This is a genomic window from Frigidibacter sp. MR17.14, assembly GCF_037095735.1.
In the GTDB taxonomy this organism is placed as follows: Bacteria; Pseudomonadota; Alphaproteobacteria; order Rhodobacterales; family Rhodobacteraceae; genus Frigidibacter.
In genome coordinates this window covers 44,339-68,693 of sequence record NZ_JBAWKD010000007.1, presented here as the reverse complement: position 1 = coordinate 68,693, position 24,355 = coordinate 44,339, and the positions used below count along the sequence as shown (strand labels likewise).

The 24,355-nt window shown below is 71.7% G+C and carries 20 protein-coding genes; 2 read left to right on the top strand and 18 right to left on the bottom strand.

All coding sequences use genetic code 11. From position 1 onward, the window contains the following. Nucleotides 1-35 precede the first annotated feature (35 nt). From V8J36_RS16660 to V8J36_RS16625, 8 genes are all read right to left on the bottom strand, one after another. On the bottom strand, nt 36-1,904 hold the full coding sequence (locus V8J36_RS16660; protein ID WP_336468449.1) for a glycoside hydrolase family 15 protein: 1,869 nt from the start codon (nt 1,902-1,904) through the stop codon (nt 36-38). Nucleotide 1,905: 1 nt separating this feature from the next. Beyond that, nucleotides 1,906-2,682, bottom strand: a complete 777-nt coding sequence (locus V8J36_RS16655) for an SDR family oxidoreductase (RefSeq protein ID WP_336468448.1) — start codon at nt 2,680-2,682, stop codon at nt 1,906-1,908. A 93-nt stretch (nt 2,683-2,775) separates the two neighbouring features. Continuing rightward, nucleotides 2,776-3,597, bottom strand: a complete 822-nt coding sequence (locus V8J36_RS16650; protein WP_336468447.1) for an alpha/beta hydrolase fold domain-containing protein — start codon at nt 3,595-3,597, stop codon at nt 2,776-2,778. A 10-nt stretch (nt 3,598-3,607) separates the two neighbouring features. Continuing rightward, entirely contained in the window at nt 3,608-4,390 is a 783-nt protein-coding gene (locus tag V8J36_RS16645; protein WP_336468446.1) for an SDR family NAD(P)-dependent oxidoreductase, read from the bottom strand. Nucleotides 4,391-4,459: 69 nt separating this feature from the next. Continuing rightward, on the bottom strand, nt 4,460-5,074 hold the full coding sequence (locus V8J36_RS16640) for a dimethylsulfonioproprionate lyase family protein (protein WP_336468445.1): 615 nt from the start codon (nt 5,072-5,074) through the stop codon (nt 4,460-4,462). 4 nt (nt 5,075-5,078) lie between these two features. Continuing rightward, nucleotides 5,079-6,071: an acrylyl-CoA reductase (NADPH) gene (acuI, locus tag V8J36_RS16635; protein WP_336468444.1), complete on the bottom strand. Its 993-nt coding sequence runs from the start codon at nt 6,069-6,071 to the stop codon at nt 5,079-5,081. Continuing rightward, on the bottom strand, nt 6,068-6,727 hold the full coding sequence (gene acuR, locus V8J36_RS16630; protein ID WP_336468443.1) for an acrylate utilization transcriptional regulator AcuR: 660 nt from the start codon (nt 6,725-6,727) through the stop codon (nt 6,068-6,070). The genes acuI and acuR overlap by 4 nt, the downstream gene beginning before the upstream one ends. A 99-nt stretch (nt 6,728-6,826) precedes the next feature. Continuing rightward, complete coding sequence (locus V8J36_RS16625) at nt 6,827-7,426, bottom strand: hypothetical protein (protein WP_336468442.1); 600 nt, start codon at nt 7,424-7,426, stop codon at nt 6,827-6,829. Between the two features lie 199 nt (nt 7,427-7,625). Here V8J36_RS16625 and V8J36_RS16620 point away from each other — a divergent pair, with 199 nt between their 5' ends. Then, complete coding sequence (locus V8J36_RS16620; protein WP_336468441.1) at nt 7,626-8,681, top strand: cache domain-containing protein; 1,056 nt, start codon at nt 7,626-7,628, stop codon at nt 8,679-8,681. 246 nt (nt 8,682-8,927) lie between these two features. Here V8J36_RS16620 and V8J36_RS16615 read toward each other — a convergent pair whose 3' ends face one another. The 4 genes from V8J36_RS16615 to V8J36_RS16600 form a co-directional block, all read right to left on the bottom strand. Next, on the bottom strand, nt 8,928-10,910 hold the full coding sequence (locus tag V8J36_RS16615) for a glycosyltransferase family 2 protein (RefSeq protein WP_336468440.1): 1,983 nt from the start codon (nt 10,908-10,910) through the stop codon (nt 8,928-8,930). Next, complete coding sequence (locus V8J36_RS16610; protein WP_336468439.1) at nt 10,910-12,076, bottom strand: HlyD family secretion protein; 1,167 nt, start codon at nt 12,074-12,076, stop codon at nt 10,910-10,912. The genes V8J36_RS16615 and V8J36_RS16610 overlap by 1 nt, the downstream gene beginning before the upstream one ends. A gap of 110 nt (nt 12,077-12,186) precedes the next feature. Next, nucleotides 12,187-13,227: a glycosyl hydrolase family 8 gene (locus V8J36_RS16605; RefSeq protein ID WP_336468438.1), complete on the bottom strand. Its 1,041-nt coding sequence runs from the start codon at nt 13,225-13,227 to the stop codon at nt 12,187-12,189. A 96-nt stretch (nt 13,228-13,323) separates the two neighbouring features. After that, nucleotides 13,324-14,229, bottom strand: a complete 906-nt coding sequence (locus V8J36_RS16600) for a LysR family transcriptional regulator (RefSeq protein ID WP_336468437.1) — start codon at nt 14,227-14,229, stop codon at nt 13,324-13,326. A 65-nt stretch (nt 14,230-14,294) separates the two neighbouring features. Between V8J36_RS16600 and V8J36_RS16595 the strand changes: the two genes are divergently transcribed. Further along, on the top strand, nt 14,295-17,132 hold the full coding sequence (locus tag V8J36_RS16595; protein WP_336468436.1) for an FAD-binding and (Fe-S)-binding domain-containing protein: 2,838 nt from the start codon (nt 14,295-14,297) through the stop codon (nt 17,130-17,132). A 12-nt stretch (nt 17,133-17,144) separates the two neighbouring features. Here the strand turns inward: V8J36_RS16595 and V8J36_RS16590 are convergent, their stop codons facing one another. From V8J36_RS16590 to V8J36_RS16565, 6 genes are all read right to left on the bottom strand, one after another. After that, nucleotides 17,145-17,708: a histidine phosphatase family protein gene (locus tag V8J36_RS16590; protein WP_336468435.1), complete on the bottom strand. Its 564-nt coding sequence runs from the start codon at nt 17,706-17,708 to the stop codon at nt 17,145-17,147. Then, a complete protein-coding gene (locus V8J36_RS16585) occupies nt 17,705-18,820 on the bottom strand; it encodes an MBL fold metallo-hydrolase (RefSeq protein ID WP_336468434.1) in 1,116 nt (371 codons plus the stop codon). The genes V8J36_RS16590 and V8J36_RS16585 overlap by 4 nt, the downstream gene beginning before the upstream one ends. Then, nucleotides 18,813-19,901 carry an ABC transporter ATP-binding protein gene (locus tag V8J36_RS16580; RefSeq protein WP_336468433.1) on the bottom strand — a complete coding sequence of 363 codons (1,089 nt, stop codon included), beginning with the start codon at nt 19,899-19,901 and terminating at the stop codon, nt 18,813-18,815. The genes V8J36_RS16585 and V8J36_RS16580 overlap by 8 nt, the downstream gene beginning before the upstream one ends. Beyond that, nucleotides 19,889-21,595 (bottom strand): ABC transporter permease, encoded by a 1,707-nt coding sequence (locus V8J36_RS16575; RefSeq protein ID WP_336468432.1) that lies wholly within the window; start codon nt 21,593-21,595, stop codon nt 19,889-19,891. The genes V8J36_RS16580 and V8J36_RS16575 overlap by 13 nt, the downstream gene beginning before the upstream one ends. Continuing rightward, entirely contained in the window at nt 21,592-22,563 is a 972-nt protein-coding gene (locus V8J36_RS16570; protein ID WP_336468431.1) for an ABC transporter substrate-binding protein, read from the bottom strand. Before V8J36_RS16570 ends, V8J36_RS16575 begins: the two co-directional genes overlap by 4 nt. A gap of 129 nt (nt 22,564-22,692) precedes the next feature. Beyond that, complete coding sequence (locus V8J36_RS16565) at nt 22,693-24,243, bottom strand: D-aminopeptidase (RefSeq protein WP_336468430.1); 1,551 nt, start codon at nt 24,241-24,243, stop codon at nt 22,693-22,695. Between the last annotated feature and the right edge of the window lie 112 nt (nt 24,244-24,355).

Here is a 24,355-nt window from a genome sequence, read left to right as displayed (position 1 = left end):
GCGGGGCGCGGGACGCCCCGCCCGTCCCGGGCGACTCAGCCGCGCTGCGGCATGGCGCCGTCGAGCCGGCGCAGCGTCGCCGCGGCCTGCAGCGCGGCCAGATGGCTGAGCCCCTGCGGCAGGTTCCCGAGCCAGGCGCGGCTGTCCGGGTCGATCATCTCGGGCAGGATGCCGACGCCCGCGCCCAGCGCGTGGCGCAGGGCCTTGAGCCGCCGGTGCCCGTCCTCCGGATCGCCCAGCAGCGCGCGGGCCTCGGCCATCCAGAACGAGCAGGCAAGGAAGCAGCCCTCTTCGCGGTCCATGCCGGTGTAGCGGTGATGGAAGGGCCCGGCGCCAAGGTCGCGGTCGATGGCGTCGAGCGTGCTGCGCAGCCGGTCCTGCCCGTCGAATTCGAACCGCACAGCAAGGATCAGCGCGGCGTCGAGCTTGCGGGTGCCGGGATACATCACATAGGCGCCGATTTCCGGGTCCCAGCAGTTCTCGTCGATCCACGCGGCGATGCGGTCGCGCTCGCGCGCCCAGCGGTCGCGCTGGGTGGTGGGCAGGTGGCCGCTGTCGGCCAGTTCCACCGCGCGGTTCAGCGCCTGCCAGCAGCTGATCTTCGACATGGTGTAGTGTTCGAGCTCCGGCAGTTCCCAGATGCCGCTGTCCTTCTGCCGCCAGCGGTCGGAGCAGTCGTCGGCAAGATGCGACAGCGTCTCGGCGCTGCGATGGTCGATGATGTTGCCGCGGGCGATGAAGGCGGCGACGGTTTCGAAGATGTCGCCATAGGTCCCGTGCTGGTGCTGGCGGGCGGCGCGATTGCCGTCGAGCACCGGGGCAGAGCGGCGCCATCCGGGCATCTGCAGCCGGTCGATGCGGTCGTGGACGCCGCCGTCCAGCGCGAAGCAGACGCGGGCGCCGTGCTCGCACAGCTGGTTCAGCAGCCAGCTGAGCGCGGCCTTCGACTCCGCCTCGACCCCCAGCGCGAGGAAGGCGGTGATCGTGTAGCCCGCGTCGCGCACCCAGGCGTAGCGGTAGTCGTAATTCTTGTCGCCGCCGATGCGTTCGGGCAGCGAGGTGGTGGCCGCGGCGGCGATCGCACCCGAGGGCGAATAGAGCAGCAGCTTCAGCGCCAGCGCCTGGCGCAGCAGGAAGGCGCTTTCCGGGGTGCCGTCGCCGAAGACCTGCGCCCAGTCGCGCCATTCCCGGTCCGAGCGGTCGATGCGGGCGTCGACATCGGCCAGTGCCGGCACCACCAGCGGTTCTTCCTGACCGGCGACGATGGCCAGAACCTCGCGCCCGCCCGCCCGCAGGGTCAGGCGTCCCTCGATCACGTCGTCCTCTTCGCGCGTGATCTCGAGCGCGTCGCCATGCAGGAACAGACCCATCACCCGCCCGACGTGGAACAGCTTGTAGGGTCCGTTCGGCGCCCGGTAGGGGCTGCGCAGACCGGCGCGGTGGCCGAGGCGCAGGGTGACCGCGAAGGTCATCTCGCCGGAGATCCCGTCGAGCCGCCGCGCCAGTTCGCACCAAGGCAGGCGGCCGGCGATGCCGCTGTTGAGCGACTCGGTCAGAACGGCCGTGCCGGCGGCGCTGTCGAAGCGGGTTTCCAGCACGTTGGAATGGTCGCGGTAGCGGCGGGTGACGGTGACCTCGCCCTCTGGGCGGATCGTGAAATGCCCGGCAAGGCTGCCGTCGGGCAAGGCCGCGTCGCCCGCCAGCAGCCGGTCGAACAGCGGCGGGCTGTCCATGTTCGGCACGCACCACCAGTCGATGCCGCCATCCTCGCCCGACAGCGCGACCGAGCGTCCCTCGCCCAGCGCGCCATAGGCTTCGAGCGGCAGGAACCCCTCGGCATCGCGGCGGGGTCCGGTTTTTGCGCGGGGCCTGATGTTTGCGGGCGGAGCGGTCACGTCGCGCATCTCATGCGCCCTGCCCGACATTGATCGAAAGCCCGCCGTCGATCACGAAGCTCTGCCCGGTGATGTAGCTGGCGGCATCCGACGCAAGGAAGGCGATCAGCGCCGCGACCTCTTCGGGTTCGCCCGCGCGCCCCAGGGGGATGTGGCTTTCCATCTCGGCCCGCAGCTTGTCGTCGTCGATGGCCTTCTGGTTGATCGGGGTCAGGATCATGCCCGGCGCGACGTTGTTCACGGTGATCCGGTCCGGCGCAAGTTCCAGCGCCAGCGTGCGCGCCAGCATCCGCATGCCGCCCTTCGCGGCGTCATAGGCGGACGAGCCGATGCGGGGCGTGTCCTGATGGATCGAGCTCACGTTGATCAGCCGGCCACCGCCGCCGGCCTTCTGGCGGCGCTGCGCGAAGGCGCGGGCGAAGAGGAAGGGGCCGGTGAGGTCGGTCGCGATGACCTTCAGCCAGTCCTCGTCCGACATCTCGACCATGCGGATCCCGTCGGCGTCGATGCCGGCATTGTTCACGAGGATGTCGGGCGTCAGCCCCTCTGCATCCAGCGCGGAGAAAAGTGCCGCGACCTCGGCCGGTTTCGACTGGTCGCAGCGGCGGACATGGGCGGTGACGCCCGCCTTTTCCACCGTGCGGGCGGTGTCGGCCGCGCCGTCCTTGTCGGAATGGTAGGTGATCAGCAGGTCGGTGCCCGCCGCGGCAAGGGCGAGGGCGGTGGCGCGGCCGATGCCGGAGTCCGCGCCGGTGACGATCGCGAGGGGGCGGGGCGCTTGGGGCATCGGCAGGGTCCAGTGCTGAAGGAGTGGCCGGGGCCAACGCCGGGCCGGGCGGCGCGTTCCGGGCGTGGAGGCCGCGCCGCCGATCGTGATCGCTCAGCCGAGGAAACGGGTTAGCGCGCCATAGCTCTGCGCGGCCTCGGGCGTGGCCTCGGGCCAGAGCGTCCAGAGGTGGCAGAGCCCGGCGCGGATCTCTGCCGTCACCGCGACGCCGGCGCGGCCGAGGGCGCGGATCAGAAGCAGCGTGTCGTCCAGCAGCACCTCGTCCGTCGCCGCGGTGATCCAGACCGGGGGCAGGGTCGAAAGGTCCGCCAGCAGCGGCGAGGCAGCGGGCACCTGCGCGGGGTCGCGCCCGAAGGCAAGGCGCGCAAGCCCGGCATCGGTCGCGTCGTCGTTCATCAGGTCGCGGGCCGAATTCGGGCCGCGGGTGGTGCTGCGTCCGCTGCGGTCGGTGTTGGGCGAGATCAGCGCGAGCCGCGCGATCCGCCCCGGCCGCGCCAGCGCCGCGTCGAGCGCCAGCAGCCCGCCCGCAGAGTCGCCCATCACGTCCGGCCGCGGCCCCAGCGCATCGAGAACCGCGAGCGTGTCCTCGCGCGCCGCGGGCCAGGGATGTTCCGGGGCCAGCCGGTAGTCGGGCAGGATCACCTGCCGGCCGGTCAGCGCCGCCAGCCGCGCGGCGCCCGCGGCATGGCTGTCGGGGCTGCCGAAGACCAGCCCGCCGCCATGCAGCCACAGGATCGGGCGCGTGTCCTCGGGCCCGTGGCTGCGGCAGGGCACGGCGCCGATCACCCCGGACCGGCCGGCGGGGCCGGGCCCGGCGAGGGCATCGAAGGCGCGGCGACGCTCTGCCGGCGTGCCCTCGACCGGATGGGCGCGGATGTGGCGGGCCAGCGCCTCCCAGCCCTGCGGCCCGGTCATGGCTTGGCCGTCATACGTTGATCGAGCCGACCGCGCCGCCGTCGACCCGCCAGGCCGCACCGGTGACGAAGGACGCGTGGTCCGAACAGAGCATGGCGATCACCGCCGCGACCTCTTCCGGCTTGCCGCGGCGCTTCAGCACAAGATAGGGGCGCTGTTCGTCAAGGAAGCTTTCCACCGCCTCGTCGAAGCTGCAGCCCTTCTCTTCGGCGCGCTTCTCCATCATGCCGTCGGTCATCGGCGTCTCGATGAAGGCGGGGGCGACGCAGTTCACCAGCATCCCCGATTTCGAATGCTGCATCGCGACGCTCTTGGCAAAGCTCAGCAGCGCGGATTTCGAGGCGTTGTAGACGGTTTCGTCCGGGTAGGGCTGGGCGACGTTTTCCGAGGTCACGAAGACCACCCGGCCCCAGCCGCGCTGCGTCATCGGCGGACAGAGCCGGCGCGCGAGCCGCACCGCGGAAAGGAAGTCGATGTTCAGCGCATCGTGCCAGTCCTCTTCCGACATCTGCAGCGGGTCGCCCTTGGCGCCGGTGACGCCGGTGGCATGCACCCAGATGTCGAAGCCGTCGCCGGCCTGTTTGAGGAAGGCCTCGCAGCCCTCGGGCGTCGACAGGTCGGCCGGGATCGCGGTACCGCCGAATTCTTTCGCGACCGCCTCGGTCTTGGCGGCGTCGAGGTCGCTCAGCGTCAGGGCGACGCCCTCGGCGGCGAGCATCCGCGCGGTCTCCTTGCCGATGCCGCCGCTTGCCCCGGTGACGAGCGCGCGCTTGCCCTTGATCTTCAGATCCATGACTGCCTCTGGAATGGACGTGGGTTGCCTGCACAACCCGCGAGCGCCCCCAAAGGTCCGGCGCGGGTGTCAGGCGTTCAGAACCATCCCCGGCGCGGCAAGTCGGTCCGGTGCGCCGGTCCAGGCCCAGCCGAGCAGGCAGGGGGCATCGCGTCCGACCGTGATCCGGTGCGGGGTGCCGGGCGCGTTGAAGACCAGCGATCCGGGTGCCGGCAGGCCCGCGTCGTTCTGCGACCAGTGCTCCGCGACTGAAAGATAGCTTTCCGAGATGCCGGGATGGGCGTGCTCGGGATAGACCGCGCCAGGGGCGAAGAGCACGAAGCCGAGGATCAGGTCCGGACAGGGCAAGGGGCCGCGGGGCCCGAGGATTTCGCAATAGCCGTAGTCGCGGGCGAGATCGGCGGGCATCTCCTTGTAGCCGTATTCCCAGGTCAGATCGCCCGCGACCGCGCCAAGGGCGGTGGCGAGCGGGGCCATCGGGCCCGCCGCGCCAAGGTCGAGCGCGCGGGGCAGGTGCGCGGTGACCGGCAGGCTGCGCGGGGTGGTGGCGATGGCCTCGCGGCCGGCACCGGCGATGCGTGCCAACACCGTGTCGACATGGGCGCGGATCGCCGCGCTGCCGCCGTCGGGGGCAGCGCGGTAGGTCGCGGCGAAGGCCGCGACGAGGGCGGACCAGTCCGCCATCCGGTCAGGCCAGACCCGGCGCGATCGGCACGACCACGCGGCCGCGCACCTCGCCCTTCAGGAACTTCGGCGCGGTCTCGATCACCCGGTCCAGCGGCAGCTCGGTCGCCAGCGCGTCGAGCTTCGCAAGGTCGAGGTCGCGCGCGAGCCGCGCCCAGGCCTCGCGCCGTTCCGGCTGCGGGCACATCACGCTGTCGACGCCGACAAGGGTGACGCCGCGCAGGATGAAGGGGGCGACGGAGGTCGGCAGGTCCATGCCGGCGGCAAGACCGCAGCAGGCGACCACACCGCGGTAGCGGGTCGCTGCCAGCACGTTGGCCAGCACCGTGCTGCCGGCAACGTCGATCCCGCCGGCCCAGCGTTCGCGGGCCAAGGGCTTGCCGGGTGCCGAAAGCTCGGCCCGGTCGACGATCGAGGCGGCGCCGAGGTCGCGCAGGAACGCTTCCTCGGACGGGCGGCCGGTGACGGCGGCGACGGTGTAGCCGAGGGTGGACAAGAGCAGCGTCGCGATGCTGCCGACCCCGCCCGCGGCGCCGGTCACCACCACTTCACCGGCATCGGGCGTCAGGCCCTGCCGTTCAAGGGCCATGACGCAGAGCATGGCCGTGTAGCCCGCGGTGCCGATCGCCATCGCCTGCCGGGCGCTGATCCCCTCGGGCAGCGGCACCAGCCAATTGCCCGGCACCCGGGCCTGTCCGGCAAGGCCGCCCCAGTGCTTCTCGCCCACGCTCCAGCCGTTCAGCACCACGCGGTCGCCGGGCTTCCAGGCCGGGTCGGCGCTGTCGCGCACCACGCCCGCGAAGTCGATCCCCGGCACCATCGGGAAGCTGCGAACCACCGGCGAGGCGCCGGTGATCGCCAGCGCGTCCTTGTAATTCAGGGTCGAGAAGGCGACGTCGACCAGCACCTCGCCCTCGGGCAGGCCGGCGGGGTCGAGGGGGCCGAGCGTGACGCTCTGCGCGTCCTCGGTCTTGTCGATGGTGATGGCCCGGGTCATGGTCGCGTCTCCTCTCGCGTGATCTGGGTGAAGAACTGGTCGGCGAACAGCCTGAGCGGCTCCGGCCCGCGTTCGAGCTTGGCGCGCAGCACCGCGCCCTCCCAACCGGTCCAGAACAGCGCGGCAAGTGCCTCGGGCTGCGCGCCGGGGCGCAGGGTGCCGCAGGCCGCGGCGGCAGCGAGGCAGCGGGCGGTGCGGGCCTGCCAGTCCTCGAGCACGGCGATCAGCCGGGCGCGGAAGCTTTCGGGCAGCGCGCCCATCTCCTGCCCGAGGTTGCCGATCAAGCAGCCGCGGCGGAAGTCGTGTCGGGCCATGCCGGCCTCGGCGGTAGCGGTGAATGCGCGCAGCCGGTCGAGCGGCGGGCGGCCGTCATCGAGCAGCGCCGCGTCGATCAGGCCTGCGAAATAGCGGTGATAGGCTTCGACCAGTTCCAGCCCGAAGGCCTCCTTGGTCGGGAAATAATGGTAGAAGCTGCCCTTCGGCACGCCAGAGAGCCGCAGGATCTCGTCGATGCCAGTTGCCGAATAGCCGCGTTCGGTCAGCTGCACGAGGCCCGCGCGGATCAGCCGGGCGCGGGCTTCCGCCTGATCGGGCGCGCGGCGGGGGCGGCCGCGCGGGCGCGGTCCATCGCCGGAGGGGGCGGGATTGTCGGTCATGCATAATTGTTAGACCGATGAGTCTAATAAATGCAAGCGGCAGGCGCGAAAAAGCCCGGCGCCCCTGCGGGGCCGGGCCTGTCACTTCTGGTGGCACGTTCAGAACGTGTTGATCGAGAAGCCGATGAAGGTTTCCTGGGCTTCGAGCTTCTGGCCCAGCCGCAGGCTGAACGGGCTCTGGCCGAAGCGGTAGGTCGCGGTGATGGTCTCTTCCTGATAGTCCTCATCGTCGCCCATCGCGGCCAGCTCCAGCCCGAGGCCCGAGGCGCGGTGGCCAAGCTGGACCATGGCGAAGTGGCTGTTGCGGATCGTGGTGTAGTCGGCCAGCAGGTAGACATGGCCCCAGCCGGTCGGGTGGTAATGGTCCACCGTAGCGCGCAGCCCGCCCAGGGTCTTGTCCTCTTCATCGATGCGCACAGCCGGGCCGACCTGCAGGCCGATGGGGTTCTTGGCGCCGAACTGCATCCGGTACAGCACCGAGGCCGTCCAGTCGTGCCCGCCCTCGTATTCGTTGCGCGACAGCCCGTAGGAGATGTCGCCCCGCACCGCCACGGCGACGGCGCTGGTCGCGGCGTCCGAGAAGTCGAACTGCACGAAGGTGCCGTCGGCCTGCGCCGGCAGCGCGGCCGCCAGCCCGAGGCCGGAACAGATCGCCGCGGCCAGCGCGTGGCGCGGGAAGAGAGTTTCGCGTGCGGACATGACCCATCCTGCTTGCGCCCGCCGCCGTCCCGTCCCGGACCGCGGCGCGCTGATGCCCCCGCGACGGACTGTGCCGGAAGCGGGCGTGCGGCTCAAGCCGCGCCCGGCGGGCTTCCGCCGGGCCCTGCCGGAAAGGCATCTTTTTGCCACAAGCATTTCCTAAACCTTGCCCAGTTGCAGCCGCGTGGAGCACACCGTGTTGAGTCTTCTTCGGAATCCGACCCTTGCGGTCGCCACCTATGTCTTCGCCGCGTTCACCGGGCTGGTGCTGGTCGGCTTCACCCTGCTGGTGGTGCTGCGCTTTGGCGGCTCGGTCCAGGATGAGGCCGCGCAGCGGGCGGTCAATGCCCGCACCGCTTCGGCGGCGCAGGATCTGGGGCGCGAGTTCGAGACGGCGTGGCGCGGGCTGGTCTGGCTTGGCAAGACCGATGTCGAGACCGACTCCGACCGGCTGCGCAGCATGCTCGACTTCGCGGTGGGCGATGGGCGCATGATCCGCTGGGCCGGCTACGCGGGCGCCGATGGCGTCGTGCGCGCCAGCTCTGGCGGCCTGCTCGAGGGGGCGGATGTCTCGCAGCGGCCGTGGTTCCAGGCAGGGATCCAGAATCCCTTCGCCGGCGACGTGCACGAGGCGGTGCTGCTGGCCAGCAAGCTGGGCGGCGAGAACCTGCGCTTCGTCGACCTCGCGGTGCCCGCGCAGGCGGGGGACTTGTCGCAGGGTGTGTTCGCCTATCACATCGACATGGCCTGGCTGACGCGGGCGCTGGATGCGCTGGCGCGGGTGCGCCAGCTTGACCTGATCCTCGTGTCGCGCGACGGAAAGATCGTCTATTCGACCGCACCGGGCGAGGACCCGGGGCAGAGCGGGGTGCTGCGCGCCGCCGCAGCCGGCGTCCCCGCGAGCGGCATCGAGACCTGGAGCGACGGCGGACGCTATGCCGCCAGCACCGCGTTGCGCGTGGTGCCCGACGACATGCCGAACTTCGGCTGGCGGCTGGTCGGGCGCGTCGATCCGACGGTCTTCAGCCCCGAATACAGCAACATCTACAAGCGCATCGGCCAGCTTGTCTTCGTCGCCTGCTCGATCCTGCTGTTCGGCGCGGTGCTTTTCGTGCGGGTCGCGATCCGGCCGATCGAGCGGCTGACCAACAGCGCCTATCGCATCGCCGCCGGCAAGAGCGAATACCCGCCGGAAGAGACCGGCACCGTTCAGGCCCGCCGCCTGTCCGCCGCACTGGCCAAGCTGCACGCCTGACGGCGGCAGGCCGGCCGATACTGGAACCGACCGCCGAACCGATCCAGGCCCGCCCGGCAACCTGCCGTGGCGGGCCTTTCCTTGCTGGGTGCCGGTCGCCGCTGGGCACGGGGGCTGGCCCGGAGCGCAGGGCTCCATCGACCGCCGAGCGGCATGCGCCCTTCCCAGAGACACAGGCAGAAGCCGCGCCGGCAGGGGCTGCCGGGCGGGGCTTGCGTCAGCACTGTCGCAGGACCGGTGCCCGGATCAGAGCCCCGGGCGGGTCGTCAGGCGGCTGCCGAGGTCGGCCAGCACCCGCCCCAGCTTGACGGTGGTGATGCCCGGGGCGTTGTCCTCGGTGTAGAAGCGCAGGTAGAGCGCCTCGTGCTGTTCGTCGTTCGGGTTCAGGTGCAGGATCGCCCCGTCCTCGCGCTGGCCGATGACCACGCAATCGACATCCCCGACGTCGCGCAACTGCAACCGGCCCCGGGTGCCGATGGCGAACTGGTGGCCGCGCACCGTTGCCGTGTCGCGGGTGACCGAGGTCAGCCAGAGCTTCAGCTTGCGTCCGTCGAGCAGCATCGGTGCCAGCTCTGGCTCGTCGGCGATGTGACGCTCCTGCCGGGGCAGCTCGACGCAGACGAGGCAGGTCAGCGCCAGCAGGAAGATGTTGTAGAAGGTCCAGAACAGCACGACCGCCTTGCCGTCGCCCGCGTCGTAGAAGGCGAAGCGGTCCGAGATGCTGCCGAGGAACAGTCCGACAACCGTCAGGCCCAGCGTGATCAGGAACGGCATCATCATCCGCCACTGCACCTGCACCTTCGAGCGGTCGCCCCCCTTCGCGGTGACCTTGAAGGCATGGCCCTTGGGCCGCAGGATGCCGGTGAAGGCCGCGCGGGTGATCGGGATCGCGCCGACGATCTGGCTGACGTCATGGGCCAGCGGGATGATCAGCCCGCCCGAGATCGTGTTCATGGCGATCGACACCCACAGGAAATAGGTGCCGAAGAAGCGGATCACGTCGGCGACGCTGGCGTTCACCACGGTGACGTTGAAATACCAGTAAAGCAGCGGGAACAGCAGCCCCGCCAGCCGGAACACGAAGCTTGTCAGCCAGTAGAAGGTGGTGTCGATCACGCTCCAGCGGTCGCGGATCCTCAGCCCGTTGCGCGCGAAGGGACCGAGCGGCCCGCGCGCGATCTGCATCAGGCCCAGGCACCAGCGCGCCCGCTGGGTGACGTATTCCTTGAGGCCCTCGGGGGCGAGGCCCTCGGTCAGCGCCTCGTTCAGATAGACGCTTTTCCAGCCCTTTTCCTGCAGCGCGAGGGTCAGCAGGAAATCCTCGGTCACGCTGTCGGTGGGGAAGCCGCCCAGCTCGTCCAGCGCCGCGCGGCGGATCACCGAGGAGGTGCCACAGCAGATCGCGATGCCCCAGGCGTCGCGGGCGGGCTGCATGTGGTCGAAGAAGAAGCGCTGCTCGTCGGGATAGGACCGGTCGAGCCCGAGGTTGTGCTGGATCGGGTCGGCATTGAAGAAATGCTGCGGGGTCTGCACCAGCCCGACCCTTGGGTCGTGGAACAGCGCGAGCGAACGCGACAGGAACCCGCGATGCGGCACGAAATCGGCGTCGAGCACGGCGATGAACTCGCTGGGCTCGGGGTCCGCGGCCAGCACGCGCAGGCCGTTGTTGATGTTGCCCGCCTTCGAACCCTTGTTGTCGGCCCGCCGCAGGTAGCGCACGCCCTGCTTCTCGCAGTAGTCGCGCAGCCAGTCGCGGCGGCCATCGTCGAGCACGACGACCTGCTTGTTCGGATAGCGCAGCGACTTCGCGCCGACGATCGTGCGCTCGAGCACCTCGAGCTCTTCGTTGTAGGTCGCGATCATCAGCGAGATGCGCGGGGGCGGGCCGGGCTCCCACCAGCCCAGATGCTCGGTCGCCTCGCGGCTGCGGTCGCGGTAGCGGGTCAGCAGCAGGAAGGCCGAGACCGAGCCTGCCATCGACAGCAGTTCGAGGCTCAGCAGGAAGACGCTGGCCGCGAAGCTGAAGGTCAGGCCCGGCGGTGCAAGCGTTTCGGTCGCGCGCCACCATGCGTAGCGCAGGGCCAATGCGATCGCGACCGAGAAGACGAGACCGCGCTGCCAGGGGCTGCGGCGGTCCATGAACTGGTTTATCAGCACCCCGGCCGCGGCGACCAGCATCACCTGCGCAAGGGCCGAACCGGCCTCGCCGAGATAGGGGAACCCGCCCATCAGCGGAAGATCGCGCGTAGCCAGTCCAGCGGCCGGCTGTCGAAGAAGACCCGGCCCGTCTTGCCGATCGCGCAGGCCAGATCGGGATCGCCCGCCAGTTGCGGCACGGCGACCATCACGTCGAAACGCTCGAGATGGCGCTGGCTCGGGGCCACGGCCAGCTCGCCATAGACCGTCGCCGCGCCGGCCCCGGCAAGGCGGATCACGGTGGCGTCGAAGCTGCGGTCGCCCTCGCGCGGCTTGAAGATCGCGGGATCGCCGATCTTCAGGCGATTGTAGGTGGATTCGGTGACCGACAGCGTCACCGCGGTCGAGCCGCAGTCCAGCAGCGCCCCCACCACGTCGCCGCGCTCGATCACCGAGCCTTCGGCCACGTCCAGCTGCCAGATCCGGCCGCGCGCCGGCGCCAGGATCTCGCTGCGCAGGCCGCGGTTGGTCAGTTCCCGCTCGCGCGAGACGCGGGTGTCGATCGCGGTCAGCCGGTCCTCGGCGGCGGTCACCGCGGCCTCCTGCATCGCGCGCTGCGGTTCAAGTTCGGCCAGACGCTGCCCGGCGTTGGGCGAGTCGTTGTAGCCGTCGCCCAGGAAGACGCCGTCCTGGGCTGCGGTCAGCGCCGCCTCGCGCACCGCGACCAGCTCACGGGCCGCCGACAGCAGGTAGGGCGCGCGGACCGGGTCGGCCTCGGCCGGGGCGGGGGTGTCGCCGGTCACCTCGGCGGTCTCGGCCCCCTCTGGCAGGCGTCCGCCCTCCAGCAGCGCGAGCCGCTCGCGCGCCCCGTCGAGGCGGGCGCGAAGCTCGTCGATGCGGTGGCGGCGGAAGGTGTCGGCACGCGTCTTCAGCGCCTCCATCGAGCTTTCGGTCGCGGCCAGCGCGGCCTTGGCCTCGGCCAGCCCGGCGTTTGCAAGTTCCTGCTCCATGATCAGGTCGTTCAGGTGGACGACATCGGCGCGCGCGTCGCTGACCGCGGCGATCACCTCGCCCGCCTCGACATCCGCGCCCAGCCCCAGACCCGCCGGCTCGACCCGTCCCGCGGCCGGACTGCGCAGCGGCAGCACCCGGGCGTTGATCGTCGCATCGGCGCTGGCGCCTGAAAGCTGTTCGCCGACGATGACGAGGACGGCGATGGCCGCGACGACGATGGCGCTGATCAATCTGACGAGTTTCATACCTGCTGCCCGGTCCGTGCTGCGCGTGCATGGGGCGCCTTGCCGGCGCCGGTTCCCGGATTCTCTGGCGCAGAGTTGTGGCAAGAACGGGGCAAAAGCCCCGGATCTTTTCAACCTTGGCAATAATCCGCGCTGTCGCGGGCGGCGAGGTCACAGAGCGCCTGCAGCGTCGCGGGATAGTAGGGCTGCCCCGGATCGAAATCGGGCAGCGGCTGGCAGCGGACCAGCGCGGGGATCGCCCGGTAGCCGGGCAGGGTACTGCTTTCGTGCCAGCGCCCGTCGCGGTCGCGCACCACCGCGGCCGTGGTGCCATCGTCGGACAGTGCGCCCGCGGTCATCGCGGTCACCGCCGGGTGGTCGCGTGCGCCCGACCAGGCAAGGTACAGCGGCACCCGCAGCGCGTCATAGCCCGCGCGGTCCGACCGGTCGGGGGCGGGGAAGAAACCCTGTGGCCCAAGGCCGATCCAGTCGGGCGGCAGGCCTTGGCCCGCGATCTCGGCCAGCAGCGCGAGGCTTGCGTCGGCGGCGGCCTGCCACTGGGCAATGCCGGTCGCGGTGGCGATCTCGCGCATCGCGCGCGGCATCAGGTAGGACGGGTTCAGGAGCAGCCCCGCCGGGCTTTCGAAATCCCGCGCACCGGGCAGCAGCAGCCGGGCGCCCGCGTCCGGGCGGCGCGGATCCGGGCGCAGGCAGATCGCGGCCAGATCGCCCGCGATGCCCCGCGCGCGGTCCAGAAGATCGGCGCGGTCCCAGCGCCGCGCCGCCCGCACCAGGCCCCAGGCGCGCAGAAGGTCGCCATCGCTCGCGGTGTTCCAGTCGTGGACCGCGTTGTCGGGCAGCCAGCGCCAGCCCATCAGCCGGTCCTGCCGCACCATCAGGTTGGCCTCGGTCCAGGCCTCGATCGCCTCGACCGCGGCCAGATCGCCCGCCGCCTCGGCCAGCAGCAGGCCATAGGCCTGACCTTCGGAATGGCTGGCGTCCTGCTGTTCGTGGTCGATCACGCGCCCCTCGGAGGTCAGCCGTCCCGTGCGCCAGGCCTGCCACGGCACGTCCGGCGGCGTCCCGGCCCGCAGGTGCGCGGGCAGGGCCAGCAGGGCCGGCAGGCAAAGCAGCGTGCGGCGCCGCAGTGCGGCTGTGCTTGGGCAGGTCATCGCCTGATGCTGACATGCGGGGCCGGATATGCACAGGGCGGGGCGCGCGAGATGCCGCAGCCGTGACCGCGCCCTTCCTCCGTCGGCCTGCCGCCGTCAGCCACCCTGCGCCAGCAGCGCCGCGAAGGCGTCCGCCACATGCGAGCGCGCGCGCCGCGCGGGTTCGAGCAGGAAGAGGTTGCGGCGCAGCGGCAGGTCCGCCAACGGCAGGAACCGGATCGCCGGATCGCCGAACAGGCCCACCGCCCGCTCGGGCATCAGGGCCACGCCAAGGCCGGCGCGGATCAGGCACAGCTGCGCGATGGTCGAATGGCACTGCAATGCGCCCTGTTTCAGCGCCTCGGGCACCGCGTCCGAGGCGGCGATCAGTTGCCGCGTGCCGGTTTCGGCATCCAGCGAAATCACCTCGGCCGGGTCGATCTGCGCCAGCCGCACCGCGGGCTCGGCCGCCAGCGGATGGCCGGCATGGCAGGCCAGCCCCACTGGGTCGCTGCCGATCAGGCGCTGGCAAAGGTCGGGGGTGCGGCGTGCCGGGCCCGCCACGGCAAGGTCGAGCGTGCCCTCGATCACCATCTCGGCCAGCCGTTCGCCGACGTCGTCGTGCAGTCGGCAGAGGATCGCGGGATGCGCGCGGCGGAACCCGGCCAGCGCCGGGCCTACGAGATCCGAGATCGCCGAGGGCGCGGCCCCGACCGCCAGTGTCCCCGTGGCAAGACCACCCGCCGCCCGCGCGCTGCGGATCGCCCGGTCGAGCCCCTCGACCAGAGGCAGCGTCTCTTGCAGGAAGGACAGGCCCAGCGGGGTCGGCTGCGGCGGGCGCAGGCTGCGGTCGAACAGCGGCGCGCCGAGCGCCTCTTCGACTTGTCGCACCGTCTCGGTCAGCGCGGACGGCACCACGCCCAGCTCTGCCGCCGCCCGCGCGAAGCTGCCCCCGGTCCAGACCGCGTGCAGCGCGCGCAGGTGGCGCAGGTTGATGTTCAGATTTTCCGAATTCAGCTTCATTTAATTCCGTTTTTACGAACGGTGTCGCTGTGGTTCAAGAGGATCTGCTAGAGGAGGACCGCGACATGGGTCAGGAACAGGCGATCACCGGGCTTGCGGCGCTGCCGGCGGCCCTGCGCGCGGCGGGCTTCGCAGGCGAAATCGAGACGCACCGGGCACTGCGCGCCGCGATGGCCACCGACAATTCGGTTTACCGGATCCTGCCCGACCTGATCGTCGCCCCCCGCGAGGCCGGCGACATGGTGCGGCTGATGCAGGTTTTGGCCGAGCCCGCCTTCGCCGATGTCCCGCTGACCGTGCGCGGCGGCGGCACCGGCACCAATGGCCAGAGCCTCAACCGCGGGGTCATCCTCGACACCCGCCGGCACATGAACCGGGTGCTGGCCGTCGACACCGAAGCCGGCTGGGCCGAGGTCGAGCCGGGCTGCGTTCTGGACGACCTGAACGAACGCCTCGCGCCCTCGGGCTGGTTCTTCGCGCCCGAGACTTCGACCTCGACCCGCTGCACCATCGGGGGGATGGTCTCGACCGATGCCTCGGGCAAGGGCTCGCGGGTCTATGGCAAGACTTCCGACAACATCCTTGGGCTGGAGCTGGCGCGGCCCGAGGGGCTTCTGTCGAGCCTCGCGCCCGCGCCGGGCTGGGCGGGCCCCATGCTGGCCGCGGCAGAGGCGGCATCGCGCCGCGGGCGCGCGGCCTTCATCGCCAACACCCCGCGGCTGAACCGGCGCTTCACCGGCTACGACCTCGAGCGCGCCTGCCCCGAAGGCGGCGGGTTCGAATGGTGGCGGCTGTTCCTCGGGGCCGAGGGCACGCTGGGCCCGATCACCCGGATCCGGGTGAAGCTGCGCCGGATCGAGCCGGAAAAGCGCCTGCTGGTGGTGGGCTTCGACAGCTTCGCCGCGGCGCTCGCGGCCGCCACGCCGCTGATGGCGGCGGACCCGACGGCGGTCGAGGTGATGGACGAACGCGTGCAGGCGCTGGCGGAAGAGGCCGGCATCCTCACCCGTCTGCCTGCAAGCCTGCAGGCGGTGCCGGGGCAGCGCATCGCCTATGTCTTCGTCGAGTTCAACGGCGCGGATGTAGCGCTGCTGGCGGCCCGTGTCGCGCAGGCGCAGGCGATCCTCGCCGGCCTGCCGGGCGCCGGTACCGTCCACGTCGCCGCCGACCGGGCCGAGATCCGCGCGCTCTGGGCGATCCGCTCGGCCGGGGTGGGCCTTCTGGGCAAGGTCGACGGCCGTGCCCGGCCGGTGGCCTTCGTCGAGGATTGCGTGGTCCCGCCCGAGGCGCTGCCGGCCTTTCTGGCGGACTTCCTCGCGTTGCTCACCAGTCACGGCATCGGCTTCGGCATCTATGGCCATGTCGATGTCGGCTGCCTGCACATCCGCCCCGCGCTCGACATCGATGCGCAGGCCGACCGGGCGAAGCTGGTCGCGGTCTCGGACGGGGTGTTCGCCTTGACGCGGAAGCATGGCGGGATCTTCTGGGGCGAGCATGGCAAGGGCGTGCGCGGCGCCTACCTGCGCGGCTGGATCGGCGAAGAGGCTTACGGCGCGCTGCAGGGGGTGAAGGCGGCCTTCGATCCGGGCGGGCGCTTCAACCCCGGCAAGCTCGTCAGTCCGCGCGACGACATCATGGGCATTGCCACCACGCCGTTCCGGCCCTTCAACGCGCCAGAGGGCGATCCGCTGACCCGCGCCTTCCGTTGCAACGGCAATGCGCAGTGCCTGAGCTATGCGGCCACCACGCCGATGTGCCCCTCGTTCAAGGCCACGGCCGACCTGCGCCACAGCCCCAAGGGCCGCGCCGACGCCCTGCGCGACTGGCACGGCGCAAAGGCCGCAGGACGGGTCGAGCCGGAAATGGAAGCGTCGCTGATCGAGGCGCTGGACGGCTGCCTCGGCTGCAAGGCCTGCGCCTCGAGCTGCCCGGTGCAGGTCGACATCCCGACGATGCGCGCCGCCGCCTATGCCGAGATCTACAAGACCCGTGCCCGCCCCTTCGCCGACCGCGCCGCGATCTTGGCCGAGCGTTTCAGCCCGACCCTCTCGCGCCTTGCGCCGCTGCTGCGGCCGGTCTGGCCGCTGGCGGCGCGGCTGGGCGCGCGGCTGACGGGCATGGTCGACCTGCCCGAGCGGCTGGCGCCGCCGGTGCCCGCAGCACTTCGCTTGGGCGCCGGGCCTCTGCCCGAGCGGACGGTGATCCTCGTGCAGGACTGGTTCACCGCGCTCTTCGACCCGGATCTGCTGGCCGATGCCGTCGCGGGCTTCACGGCGCTCGGCTACCGGCCGCGGGTGATGCCGATGCGCCCGGCAGGCAAGGCCGCGCAGGCGGCGGGCGATGCGCCCGGCTTCGCCCGGTTGGCGGCGGCGCTGTCAAAGGCGCTTGCCGCCGCGGCGGACCGGGGCGCGCCGATCGTGGGGCTCGACCCGGCCTTCGTGCTGCAGCTGCGGCAGGACTATCCGAAAGCGGGTCTGTCGCTGCCCGAGGTGCTGCTGCCGCAGGAGTTCCTCGCCCGCGAGGTCGCCGCCGGGCGCGTCGTGGCCCGCGCTGCATCCGGGGCCGCATCCGAGGCCGCGCCGCTGCGCGTGCTGTCGCATTGCACCGAGGCGACGGCGCGCCCGGCGGGGGCCGCGGAATGGGTCGCGGTCTTCGCGGCGATCGGCCTTGCCGCCGAGGCCCCGGCGACCGGCTGTTGCGGCATGGCCGGGCTCTATGGTCATCAGGCCCGGCACCAGGACGTGTCCCGGCGGCTGTTCGATATGTCCTGGGCCGCGCCGGTCGCCGATCCGCGCCCGTTGGCCGCGACCGGCTTTTCCTGCCGCTGCCAGGCCGAGCGGCTGGGCGGGCGCGCGACGCGCCACCCGCTGGGCCTGATCGCGGACGCGTTGGCCGGCGCCTGAGCGCGGGTAGCGTCAGCCGCCGCGCGCCAGCTCTGCCAGCCCGGTCTCGCGCCAGCCGCCGTCTTCGGGCAGGGGCAGGAACAGGGTCGGCACCGCATTGACCGGCGAGGGGCCTTCGCAACTGCCGCCGGTCAACTGGCGGGCGGCGCGGATCGTGCCGGAATGGGCGACCATCACCGGCAGGGCCTCGCCTGCAAGCTCCTGACAGTGCCGGATCGCGGCGGCGACGCGGTCGACCACCGCCTCCCAGGACTCGCCCTCTTCGGGCACGGTCAGGCGCGGCGGCTGCAGCGCGGTCGGCCGCCCCTCGAAAATGCCCCAGTCGCGCTCGCGCAGCCCCGCCACCGGTTCGGGCGCGCGGCCCGGAAAGCCGAGCCGCGCCGTCTCCAGCGCGCGCTGCTGCGGGCTTGCGAACAGCGCCAGGGCCTCGGGCCAGGGGCGGGTGGCCAGCGCGCGGGCGGCCACGCGGCCGGCCTCGGTCAGCTGCGCCTCGGTGCGACCGGCGATGATGCGGTCGCGGTTGGCATCGGTCTGGCCGTGGCGGATCAGGCAGAACGGGCGCGGCAGCAGGATCACAGCGCCACCCGCCCGCCCAGCAGCAGCTCTGCCCCCAGCGCGGGTTCCAGCAGGTAGTCCTCGGGCGCCGGGCAGAACAGCGGGGCGAAGCGGCGTGCGCCCAGCCGAGCCAGCATCGCCCGCTGGTCCCGCAGCGGCGGGTGCACGTTCCAGCGCAGGAACTGCCCGCCCTGCGCGGCGATGACCCGGGCATGGGCGGTCATGTGGCCGGTGAAGATCACCCGGCCGTCCCGGCCGAGCCGCCCGCCGTCGCGCCAGTCCTGCACGATGCGCCAGGCAGTGCCGCCATCGGCATTCGGCGTGTCGCACAGCAGGAAGCGCGCCGAGGGGTCGAAGGGCGCCTCGACAAGCGCCGCCAGCGCCTGCGCGCCCGGGGCGACGCCGCCCGAGCGCAGCCCCGAGGTGAGGATCGCGCGGCAGGTGTCGTCGAGGCTGACGCGGCCGCGGGTCATCAGGTGCAGCGCCAGCTCTCCGGCGCGGCCCGAGGGCGGCACCGGGAACAGCACCTGCGTTCCGGGGGGAAGCGCGTCCAGCGCCGCATCGAGCGCGGCGCGGCGCTGCGACTGGGCGATGTCGTCGCGGTGATACGAGGCGTCGAGCAGGGCGGTGTCGGCCGGCGGCGGCGGGTCGAAGTCGAACCAGTGCGATTCCTCGGACCAGTCGCCGGAGTAGAACAGCCCACCTGAGCCCAGCCCGAGATGCAGCCAGACGCCACCCAGGGCATGGCCGTTGCGGCCGGTGGTCACCGGAATGCCGTCGAGCAGCGTCACCCCGCGCTCGGGCAGGGGGCGCAGGTCCGCGCCGGGCGGCAGCGCACGGGCGGTGGCGGCGGTGGCGTGGATCGGCAGGCCCGCGGCGATGGCATGGGCCGCGCCGCCGATGTGGTCGATATGGTCATGGGTCAGGAACACCGCGTCGGCGCCCCGCAGCCATTCGGGGCGAAAGGGTGAGCTGGCTTCGGGCCCAAAACCGGTGTCGAGGATCCAGAGCTGCCGCCCGGTCCAGACCCTGAGGCAGGCCGGCCCCTTCTCGCCGAGCCCTGACAGAACCTCGACCCAGGGCGCGCTTCCCGCCTGTCCGCGGGGCGATGGAGCAACCTGCGTGTCACGCATGTTCGGCCACCTGCAGCGCCGCCAGCGGGGTCACATCGGGGTCGCGAAAGGCCCAAGGGTGGCGGATCGCCAGCCGCAGGCTTTCGCCGACGGCAATGCGGGTCGGGCTGTGGGTCACGAGGCTTTCGGCCTCGGTCTCGAGCCCCAGCCGGAAGCGGCCGCCCTGATAGGTGCAGCTCGCGACGCGGGCGCGGACCGGTCCGTCGGGCGTGATCGCCACCTGTTCGGGGCGGATGCAGAGATGAGTGGGCAGGGCATCGGCGGCACGGGCCTCGATCCGCTGGCCGAGTGCCTCGACAAGCACGCCCGCGCCGGTCAGCGGTCCCGCGGCGCGGGCGCTGACCACCGCGCCGTCGCCGACAAAGCCCGCGACGAAGGCGTCCTGCGGGCGATCATAGAGCACCTCTGGCGGCGCGAACTGGCGGATGCGGCCGTCCTTCATCACCGCGACCCGGTCGGCCAGCGCCAGCGCCTCGGTCTGGTCATGGGTGACGTAGAGCATCGTCGCCCCGGTGCGGCGGTGGAAGGCGGCGAAGGCCTCCTGCATCGCGCCGCGCAGGGCGAGGTCGAGGTTCGCCAGCGGCTCGTCCAGCAGCACCGCGCCCGGCTCGGCGACAAGGCAGCGTGCGAGGGCCACGCGCTGCCGCTGTCCACCCGAAAGCTGGGCCGGGGCCCGATCGGCCAGCGCGGTGAGACCGGTCAGGGCCAGCGCCTCGGCCACGCGCCGGGCCCGTTCGGGGGCGGCAACGCGGCGCACCTCCAGCGGATAGGCCACGTTGCGCGCCACGGTCATGTGCGGCCAGAGCGCGTAGGACTGGAAGACGATGCCGATGTTGCGCTCTTCCGGCGGCACGAAGCCGCGCGGGTCCTGCGCGTCGGCCAGAACCCTGCCGCCAAGGGTGATCCGGCCGGCATCCGGCGTCTCGAACCCGGCGGTCAGGCGCAGGAGCGTGGTCTTGCCGCAGCCCGAGGGGCCAAGCAGCGCCACGAACTCGCCTTCCGCGATGCGCGCGTCTATGGCGTCGACGGCGGGGGCGCCCTGATAGGCTCGGGTCAGGCCCTCGAAGCTCAGTCCAGCCATGGCACGCATCCTTTCGGCAGTCGCGGGGCGGCGAGCTGCACCATCCCCATCAGAAGCACGATCAACCCGACGATCGAGCTGGCGAGCGCGGCGGCCATCACCGTGTCGCCGCTGTCCTCGAGGCTGAAGATCACCACGCCCAGCGTTTCCGTCCCCGCGGCCCAAAGCAGCGCCGAGACGGTCAGCTCGTTCACCGCGGTGAGGAACACGAGGATCGCGCCGGCCGCCGCGGCGGGGGCGGCAAGCGGCAGCACGATGGTGCGCAGGCGCCGGCCAAGCCGCGCGCCGGCGGCTGCCGCGGCCTCCTCCATCGCGGGGTCGAGCTGGCCCACCGCCGCCTGCACCGGGCGCAGCATCACGACGAGGAAGCGCGAGAGATAGGCCAGCAGGATGATCGTCAGCGTGCCGTAGAGCGTCACCTGCGTGAAGGGCAGGCGCAGGAAGCTGAGGATGCAGGCGATCGCCAGCACCACGCCCGGCAGCGCGTAGGGCAGGTCTACCAGCGTGTCGATGACCCGCGTGCCCCAGGAGGGACGGCGGGCGATCACCCAGGCCAGCGGCACCGCCACCGCCATCAGGATCACCGCCGCCGCCGTCGCCAGCAGCAGCGAGTTGCCATAGGCGCGCAGCGTGACCGGCTGGCGGAACAGCACCTCGTGCCAGGCGTGAAGGGTGGCGTTCGACAGGCTCAGCGGCACGCCATAGGCCGGGATCACCGAGGTGGCGAGCAGCGCCGCCAGCGGCACCACGAGGATCGCGGCAAGGAACAGCCAGAAGCCGATCTCGACCGGCAGCCGCGCGCGGCCGAGCGACAGCGACAGAGGCCGGCCCGAGAGGCCCACGAGCCCATAGGCCCGGCGGCGCAGCAGCAGCCGGTTGGCCAGCACGCCGAGGATCGCCACGGTGCCGATCAGCAGCGCCAGCACCGCGACCTCGGGCAGGACAGAGGGGCCCATCGACACCAGCCGCTGGTAGATCAGCGTCGGCAGCGTCGAATAGCGCGCGGGGATTCCCAGCATCGCCGGAATCCCGAAATTGCCAAGCGCGGTCACGAAAGTCATGGCGGCGCCGGCGGCAAGGCTCGGCAGGCTCAGCGGCAGCACGACCTGCGCCCAGACGCGCGGGCCCCGGGCGCCGGAGATCCGCGCGGCCTCGACAAGGTCGGCCGGGATCAGGCGCAGACCCGCACGCAGGGTGAGAAACACGATCGAGGCATGCTGCAGCCCCAGCAGAAGCGCGATGCCGCCGGAGGAATAGAGCGGCTGCGGACTGCCGAGCGGCGGGGCAAGGCCCAGCGTCTTCAGCAGCACCGACGAGGGGCCGGTGACCTGCATCCAGGCAAGTGCCGTGATCTGCGGCGGGATCATCATCGGGATCATCAGGCAGAAGACCAGCGCCGCCTTGGCGCGGATGTCGGTCAGCGCAACGACGAAGGCGAAGGCCGCGCCGATCAGGACAGAGATCACCGTGCCCGCGCCCGCGGTCAGCAGCGAATGGCCCAGCGCGATGCGGGTGCTGTCGCGGCCCAGAACCTCGGTCGCGTGGGACAGGGTCAGTCCCTGTCCGAACCCGAAGCCCTCGGCCAGCAGCCGCAGGATCGGGCCCAGCGCGATCAGCGCGACCGGCAGCAGCAGAAGCGGGATCAGCCGGTCCTGCGACCGGCTGATCGTCGTGGCAAAGGACCGGACGCTCATTTGACGCCGAAGGTCTCCGCGAACCTGGCCTTGTTGGCCTCGGTGTCGGCAAGGGTCTTGGCTGCGTCGAAGGCCATCAGCTTGATGTCGCCGCGCTCGGGGAAGCCTTCGGGGCTGGGCACGCCGTTGCGCGCCGGGATGTAGCCCATGTCCGACACCAGCTTCTGGCCGGCTTCTGACAGGACATAGTCGACGAAGGTCTGCGCATCCGTCTTGTTGGCGGCATCGGCCATGATCGCCACCGGTTCGGTCACGTAGGTGACGCCCTCGGTCGGGAACACGAAGTCGATGGGCGAGCCCTTGGCCTTGGCGCGCAGCGCCATGTAGTCGACCAGCACGCCATAGGGCTTTTCGCCCGCCGCCACGGCCTTGAACACGCCGCCGTTGCCACCGTCGGCCTGCGCGCCGTTGGCGGCCAGCGCCTCGTAATAGGGCCAGCCGAGCGAGGCGTCGGCAGTCAGGGTCGCAAGGTGGATCAGCGCGGCGCCGGAATAGAGCGGCGAGGGCATGGCGACGAGGTTCTTGTAGTCCTCCTTCGCCAGATCGGCCCAGCTGGTCGGCACGGTGCCGGCGCCGGTGTTGTAGGCTATGCCGGTGGTGATCAGCTTGGTCGAGTAATAATAGCCCTCGGGCGAATAGAGCGCCGCGTCATAGCCCGCGGCCTCGGGCGACTTGTAGGCGGCAAGCTTGCCCTCCTGCGCGAGGCCTTCCAGCGTCACGGTGTCGGCGATCAGCAGCAGGTCGGGGGCGCCGGCGCCGGCGGCCATTTCGGCGGTCATCCGCGCCATCAGCTGGGTGGTGCCGTCGCGGACCCATTCCACGTCGATGCCGGGATGCGCGGCCTCGAAAGCGTCAACGGTCTTCTGCGCGTCCTCGTTGGGTTGCGAGGTGTAAAGCTTCAGCGTGCCGGCCGAGGCCGCGATCGGGAAGGCGAGCGGCAGCAGGACCGCAAGGGCGAGGCGGGACATGGGCGTCTCCTGGGCATGGGATCGGGAGGACTGCCGGGGAGGGCAGCGATCACCCGGCTCCTATGCCCGGCGGATGACAGGGGGGTGACGGTTTGACGTCGGTTTCGTCACATCCCCTTCAGGCGCGCGTCACGCCCCGATCCGCCGATACGCGAGCCCGCGCGCCAGCCAGCAGCCCACCGTCAGGCCGAGGGGCCGCCCGGCCTCATCGCGGTGCAGGCGCAGCGTCCAGTCGCCGGGGGCCGGGGCATCGACCGAGCGACGCACCGGCATCACCCAGACATCGCGACCGACCGGGTGCACCCGTTCCGGCTGCGCGGTGCCGAAGCGACCGCGGGCCACGGCATGGGTCGCGCCGCCGCGGGTCTCGATCGTCAGGAACGCGTTCAGCTCGGGCCAGTGCCAGAGCCCGTCGAGATCGGCCGCGGCTCCGGGCGCGGCCGGTGCGACGGGGGCTGCGAGCAGGTCGAGGTTCTCGCCCGGGCGGCGCATCCTGAGCGCGTCGCCCTCGCGCGACAGGCTGACCGTGGGCGCGCGGCCCCCCTCTGCTGTGGCCTCCAGCGCGTCGGGGCCGGTGGCAAAGCGCAGCGCGATCCCGTCGAGCGTCGGCGCCACCCGCAAGAGCAGGCCGCTCGCCGGGTCGATCCATGCCCCGTCAAGGCTGCCGGGCGCGCCGCGCTTGCACTCGGGCGCGCCAAGCGCCGCGTCCAGCAGCGAGGTCGCAGCGCCATGTGCGTCGCCCTCGTGGTTGAACATCACCACCGCCGACAGGCGTGCTGCCGCGACATGGCTGCGATAGGCGCGGAAGCCGCGCAGCGCCCCGCCATGCCCGGTCGCCGCAGCGCCCGAGGCGAGGCGTTCATGGGCAAGGCCGTAGCCGTACTGCGCCGGCTGGCCGTTGCGGAAGGCGGGCGCGGCCGAGAGGCGGGTGTAAAGCCCGCCCTCGCGGGTCGCGTCGATATGTACCTCCCAGGCCAGCATGTCGTCGATCGAGGCGGTGATCCCGGCGTCGCCCTTCCAGTAGAGCCGGTTCGTCGCGGGGAAGTAGCCGGTGGCCGCCGTGCCCTCGTATCCGGTGACGCCGACGGGGGGCGTCGCCGTGTCGGGGGCGAGCCGCGCGCCTTCCATCCCGGCGGGGGCGAAGAGGTCGGCCTCGTACAGTTCGGCGAGATCGCGGCCGGTCTCTTCCTGCAGGATGTCTGCGACGATGCGGAAGTTCTGGTTGCAGTAGGAATAGGAGGAGCCGGGCGAGAAATGCCCGGTCTGCATCCGGCCATAGACCTCTGGCCCGTCCGAGCGGCGGAACTCGCCATCGGGCCGTGCCCCCAGAAGCGGGGCCAGCGCCCAGTAGTCGCGCAGGCCCGACTGGTTCGCCATCAGCTGCATCAGATCGGGGCGAGGCCCTTCGAAGGCGGGCAGATGATCGGCCACGCGCCCGGCCAGCGCCGCGGGGTCGAGCCGCGCGAGGAAGGCCGCGCAGGTGAACTGCTTCGAGATCGAGCAGATCGGCAGCGGTGTCGCGCGGGTCATCGGCACCGCGGTCTCGACCGTCGCGTGGCCCCAGGCGCGGGTGGCTATGACGTGCCCCTTGTGCACGAGCCCGGCGACGCCGCCGGGGCCGGGATAGAGATCGGGCAGAAGGTCGAGCCGGGCAAGGGCTGCGTCGAGATCGGGTGTCATGCGTTTCTCCTGTGCCGGGCCAGCAAAGCAGGCGGGCCGACGGGTGGCAACCTATGCTGCGGCAGGGGCCGCCCGCCCTTGCCCTTCCGGCCGAAACCGGGCTTTCTGCGGG

Excerpts from the sequence above, each read along its gene's own strand:
- V8J36_RS16580 (WP_336468433.1), bottom strand. The coding sequence starts at position 19,901 with ATGGCTGGACTGAGCTTCGAGGGCCTGACCCGAGCCTATCAGGGCGCC.
- V8J36_RS16575 (WP_336468432.1), bottom strand. The coding sequence starts at position 21,595 with ATGAGCGTCCGGTCCTTTGCCACGACGATCAGCCGGTCGCAGGACCGG.
- V8J36_RS16570 (WP_336468431.1), bottom strand. The coding sequence starts at position 22,563 with ATGTCCCGCCTCGCCCTTGCGGTCCTGCTGCCGCTCGCCTTCCCGATC.
- V8J36_RS16615 (WP_336468440.1), bottom strand. The coding sequence starts at position 10,910 with ATGGGCGGGTTCCCCTATCTCGGCGAGGCCGGTTCGGCCCTTGCGCAG.
- V8J36_RS16585 (WP_336468434.1), bottom strand. The coding sequence starts at position 18,820 with ATGCGTGACACGCAGGTTGCTCCATCGCCCCGCGGACAGGCGGGAAGC.
- V8J36_RS16645 (WP_336468446.1), bottom strand. The coding sequence starts at position 4,390 with ATGGATCTGAAGATCAAGGGCAAGCGCGCGCTCGTCACCGGGGCAAGC.
- V8J36_RS16625 (WP_336468442.1), bottom strand. The coding sequence starts at position 7,426 with ATGTCCGCACGCGAAACTCTCTTCCCGCGCCACGCGCTGGCCGCGGCG.
- V8J36_RS16595 (WP_336468436.1), top strand. The coding sequence starts at position 14,295 with ATGGGTCAGGAACAGGCGATCACCGGGCTTGCGGCGCTGCCGGCGGCC.
- V8J36_RS16605 (WP_336468438.1), bottom strand. The coding sequence starts at position 13,227 with ATGACCTGCCCAAGCACAGCCGCACTGCGGCGCCGCACGCTGCTTTGC.
- acuR (WP_336468443.1), bottom strand. The coding sequence starts at position 6,727 with ATGACCGACAATCCCGCCCCCTCCGGCGATGGACCGCGCCCGCGCGGC.
- V8J36_RS16640 (WP_336468445.1), bottom strand. The coding sequence starts at position 5,074 with ATGGCGGACTGGTCCGCCCTCGTCGCGGCCTTCGCCGCGACCTACCGC.
- V8J36_RS16660 (WP_336468449.1), bottom strand. The coding sequence starts at position 1,904 with ATGCGCGACGTGACCGCTCCGCCCGCAAACATCAGGCCCCGCGCAAAA.
- V8J36_RS16610 (WP_336468439.1), bottom strand. The coding sequence starts at position 12,076 with ATGAAACTCGTCAGATTGATCAGCGCCATCGTCGTCGCGGCCATCGCC.
- acuI (WP_336468444.1), bottom strand. The coding sequence starts at position 6,071 with ATGACCCGGGCCATCACCATCGACAAGACCGAGGACGCGCAGAGCGTC.
- V8J36_RS16650 (WP_336468447.1), bottom strand. The coding sequence starts at position 3,597 with ATGACCGGGCCGCAGGGCTGGGAGGCGCTGGCCCGCCACATCCGCGCC.
- V8J36_RS16655 (WP_336468448.1), bottom strand. The coding sequence starts at position 2,682 with ATGCCCCAAGCGCCCCGCCCCCTCGCGATCGTCACCGGCGCGGACTCC.
- V8J36_RS16600 (WP_336468437.1), bottom strand. The coding sequence starts at position 14,229 with ATGAAGCTGAATTCGGAAAATCTGAACATCAACCTGCGCCACCTGCGC.
- V8J36_RS16565 (WP_336468430.1), bottom strand. The coding sequence starts at position 24,243 with ATGACACCCGATCTCGACGCAGCCCTTGCCCGGCTCGACCTTCTGCCC.